The organism is Microbacterium sp. zg.Y909, assembly GCF_024626565.1.
The window spans coordinates 1-3630 of the sequence record NZ_JANJFJ010000422.1; the positions used below are offsets into that span (position 1 = coordinate 1).

The following is a 3630-nucleotide window of genomic DNA, read 5'->3' on the forward strand; positions in this document are numbered from 1 at the left end:
GCCACACGCGCGGCGAAACCGGCGTACTCGCCGCCGGAAGTGGCGACGTGCACATCGCGATCGGCTTGGCGCCAATCGAGCGGGTGCTGCGCGACAGTGTCGCAGCAAATGACAGATGACAAAAATAGAACTTTCATGTGGTGGTGCCTGGCGTCTTCGTGACGCGGACTTGGCACTCGGTTCCCGAACGGGGTTGATTCAGCTTAGCACGGCTTCGAGGGTGCCTCGCACCACCGGTGTCAGCGGGAGTCGATCTCGTCGTCGAGGTCCGGCCCTCCGGGGCGCACTGCGGCGTCGTCGCGGATGTCGATGCGGGTGACGCCGTCTCGTCGAGTCACGTCGATGCGCGGATCGGCGTCGGATTCGACGGCGTCGGGTGCGGCGAGCAGCTGATCGCGGCGCTTCTGTTCATCGGTCATGTCGTCGGCGGTCATACCGCTCACCGTAAGCATCTTCGCCGGGCGGCGCCGAGGGCTTTACATCGCGCAGCGGCTGCAGTATCCGCCGAGGTGCCGTGCGTCAGCCGGCCGATTCGGTGGGGATCAGCGAGCCGGGAGCGGGTTCCGGAACGATCCTCAGCCCGTGGGCGCTGCTGGCCTCCTGCATGAGCGCTTCGACCCATTCGCGGTTGACCGCGGGCTGACGGCTGCCGTGGAAGTGGAAGACGATCGGAACGGCCGGGTGCATCCAGACGCTGCAGGTCACGTGCGGCTCGGTGTGGTGGAACATGAACGGCTCTCCGCGGCGGAGCTTGTTCATGACAACGACCCGCAGGTGGGCCAGCGTACGGTCCTCGATGTCGAAGGACCGGTTGCCGCTGCCGTAGACGAGTTTTCCCACACGACAACCGTAGACGGGTCGTTACCCGCGCACCAATCCCGGGCCGCATGCGGCCCGCGCTCAGCGGGCGGCGAAGGGGGAGCGATGCGCGATGGGGATCGGCTTGGTGCGCCGCGACTCTGCGGCCGGCGCCAGCGACTCCAGCGCGGTGCGGATCACCTCGTCGAGGGTCGGATGCCGGCTGGCCGCAGCGCCCACGGCGACCCAGATCGCCTCGTAGTCGCCTTCGTAGGTGTACTCGACGTAGGCCAGCAGAGCGAGGCCGGCATCCTCTTGGGCGCGGTCGCACAGTCGCCAGGCGCCGCGGCCCATCGGCTCCACCCGGATGCGCCCGGTAGCCGTCGTGCGTTCCATGGCGTCACCCGAAACGGACGGCGGGACGCACGCGGTCCCGCGGGGGCGGATGCTGCTGGCGACGGTGAGATGGGAATGGGGAATCCATGGTCATGCCTCCACCCCGAGGGTGCGCGCCGGGTCTCGGGACGGGGAGGGGATTGACAGGATGCCGGTGGTCGGTTACTCCTCGACGCGGATCACCGGCGGTCGTCGGCGGTCTGTCCGTAGACGTTCTGGTACCTGTCGTAGAGCCGGTCGATCGCATCCTGCGGGATCGGGATGAGCTCCCCGCCCTGCCGGGCCAGATGCACCGTGCGGGCGACGTCCTCCACCATCACCGCCGCCTTGACAGCATCCTTCGCGCTGGAACCGATCGTGAACGGGCCGTGGTTCTGCATCAGCACCGCCCGCGACCGATGCCCGGTGAGCGTCTCCACGATGCCGCGGCCGATCGAATCGTCACCGATGATCGCGAACGGCCCCACCGGCACCTCGCCACCGAACTCATCCGCCATCGCCGTGATCACACACGGAATCGCCTCCCCACGCGCGGCCCACGCCGTCGCATACGGCGAATGCGTGTGCACCACCCCGCCCACCTGCGGCATGTTGCGATACACGTAAGCGTGCGCGGCGGTGTCGCTCGACGGGGCTCGCTCACTGCCCGGGGTACCCGGGACGACGTTCCCGTCCAAGTCGCACAGGATCATGTTCTCCGGCGCGAGGTCGTCGTACGAGACCCCCGACGGCTTGATCACGAACAGGTCAGCACCGGGCACCCGGCCGGACACGTTGCCACCGGTCCACACGACCAGGCCGTAGCGCACCAGCTCGGCGTGCAGGGCCGCCACCTCGGCGCGGACCCGTGCGGCCGCCGCCTCGACCTCGGAAGACAGGGGGAGCGACGCGGGAGCAGAAGTGGCAGCGGTCATGGGGCCGATGTTACCGGCGACACGTTGGGCGGCTCCGGCTCCGGCTCCGGTTACCGTTGAAGCACCCCGATCCGCCCGTCCACCGCCCCACGGAGGCCTCATGTCGCACGCGCGCGCCGCGGTGCGCGACATCCTCGCGGGACTCTTGCGGCTCGCGCCCGCCCCGGCGCCCCGATGGCCGCTCGCGCTGCAGGCGGCGGCTGCGATGACGACGCCGATCGCGGTGTTCGCACTGCTCGGCGCCCCGGAGGTCGGATATCGCGCGGCCGCCGGCGCGTTCATCGTCATCCATGCCTCCGCCCTGCCGCCGGTCGAACGCGCGCGTGTGCTGCCGTTCATCGGAGCCGGGCTGCTGGCCGCCGCGGCCCTCGGCGTCGTATGCGCCGCATCCCCGGCGCTCTCGCTCGCGGGTCTGGTGGTGGTCGCGCTGGCGGCGGCAGCGGCGATGTACGGCCTGCGGCTCGGCGCACCCGGACCCCTCTTCTTCGTGCTCGTCTACGGGCTGAGCGGGCAGATCGCCGGAGCCTTGGAGGGCGCGGAGTCCTTCGCCTACCTCGGCATCCTCGCCCTCGGCATCGGCTTCTCCTACCTGCTCGCGCTGATCCCGCTGCTGTGGCCGAGTGTGCGCCGCGCATCGGCGCGTCCGGTGCGGCAGCTGCTGCCCCGCCCGACGCTCGCGGGCGTCGCCGGCACGATGTTCCTGCGCGCGGCCCTCGTCACGATCGTCGGCACGGCGATCGGCGCCACCGTCGACCCCGCCCGGACGTACTGGGTCGTGGGGGCGGCGCTCGCCGTCGTCGGCACCGCCGTCGGCCGCCGCACGGCCGTCGCCCGGGCGCTCCACCGCATGCTCGGCACGGTCGTCGGCGCCGCGGTGTTCCTACTCATCGCGCCCTGGGGCGTCGAAGGGCTGTGGCTGGCGGTGGTGCTCGGCGGGCTGCAGTTCGTCATCGAGCTGATCGTGGTGCGCAACTACGGCTTGGCGCTGGTGTTCATCACGCCGCTCGTGCTGCTGCTGACGGGAGCGGCGACGGGGCAGCTGGGCACCGCCTTCGTCGGTGAACGCATCGTCGACACGATCGTGGGCGGCGCGCTGGGCGCGGCATCCGGATTGCTCCACCGTCCCGGACACGGCGCCCTGACCGCACCGCGCACCTGACGCGGACACCGCGTCACATTTCGCCACACAACACCCGCTCGCGCTGCGCGGTGACCGGGACTGCGGACCGCCACCGACACAGGCCGACATATTGGCGGGCCCCCCGCCCGCGGCCCGCGCGGCCCTCCTTACGCTGACCTCCACCCCGCCGCGACGGCCAGACGCCGCCGGCGCACCGAGAGAAAGCGACACACCATGTCCGCCACCTTCCCGACCCGATCCGGGGCCGCCGCCGCGGCGGCGCTGGCACTGCTCGCCCTCACCGCCTGCGCGCCGGCCGCCCCCGACCCCGCCGGCGCGGGCTCGGGGGAACCGGTCGAGGGCGGCACGCTGGTGTACCTCGAGCACCAGGCGCACACGACG

At 71.3% G+C, this 3630-nt stretch carries 5 protein-coding genes; 1 reads left to right on the plus strand and 4 read right to left on the minus strand.

The features are described from left to right. Nucleotides 1-239 precede the first annotated feature (239 nt). From NQ160_RS20555 to NQ160_RS20570, 4 genes are all read right to left on the minus strand, one after another. Complete coding sequence (locus NQ160_RS20555; protein WP_257516950.1) at nt 240-434, minus strand: hypothetical protein; 195 nt, start codon at nt 432-434, stop codon at nt 240-242. Nucleotides 435-519: 85 nt separating this feature from the next. Further along, complete coding sequence (locus tag NQ160_RS20560) at nt 520-840, minus strand: DUF7882 family protein (RefSeq protein ID WP_257516951.1); 321 nt, start codon at nt 838-840, stop codon at nt 520-522. A 60-nt stretch (nt 841-900) separates the two neighbouring features. After that, the gene (locus NQ160_RS20565; RefSeq protein WP_257516952.1) at nt 901-1194 is read right to left on the minus strand and encodes a hypothetical protein; all 294 of its coding nucleotides are present in this window, start codon (nt 1192-1194) and stop codon (nt 901-903) included. A 179-nt stretch (nt 1195-1373) separates the two neighbouring features. After that, nucleotides 1374-2108: an L-ribulose-5-phosphate 4-epimerase gene (locus tag NQ160_RS20570; protein WP_257516953.1), complete on the minus strand. Its 735-nt coding sequence runs from the start codon at nt 2106-2108 to the stop codon at nt 1374-1376. A gap of 100 nt (nt 2109-2208) precedes the next feature. Here NQ160_RS20570 and NQ160_RS20575 point away from each other — a divergent pair, with 100 nt between their 5' ends. Further along, on the plus strand, nt 2209-3267 hold the full coding sequence (locus NQ160_RS20575) for an FUSC family protein (protein WP_257516954.1): 1059 nt from the start codon (nt 2209-2211) through the stop codon (nt 3265-3267). The last annotated feature ends 363 nt before the right edge of the window (nt 3268-3630 follow it).

Bases quoted from the DNA above. Each gene is read 5' to 3' on its own strand.
- NQ160_RS20555 (WP_257516950.1), bottom strand. From the start codon at position 434: ATGACCGCCGACGACATGACCGATGAACAGAAGCGCCGCGATCAGCTG.
- NQ160_RS20565 (WP_257516952.1), bottom strand. From the start codon at position 1,194: ATGGAACGCACGACGGCTACCGGGCGCATCCGGGTGGAGCCGATGGGC.
- NQ160_RS20575 (WP_257516954.1), top strand. From the start codon at position 2,209: ATGTCGCACGCGCGCGCCGCGGTGCGCGACATCCTCGCGGGACTCTTG.
- NQ160_RS20570 (WP_257516953.1), bottom strand. From the start codon at position 2,108: ATGACCGCTGCCACTTCTGCTCCCGCGTCGCTCCCCCTGTCTTCCGAG.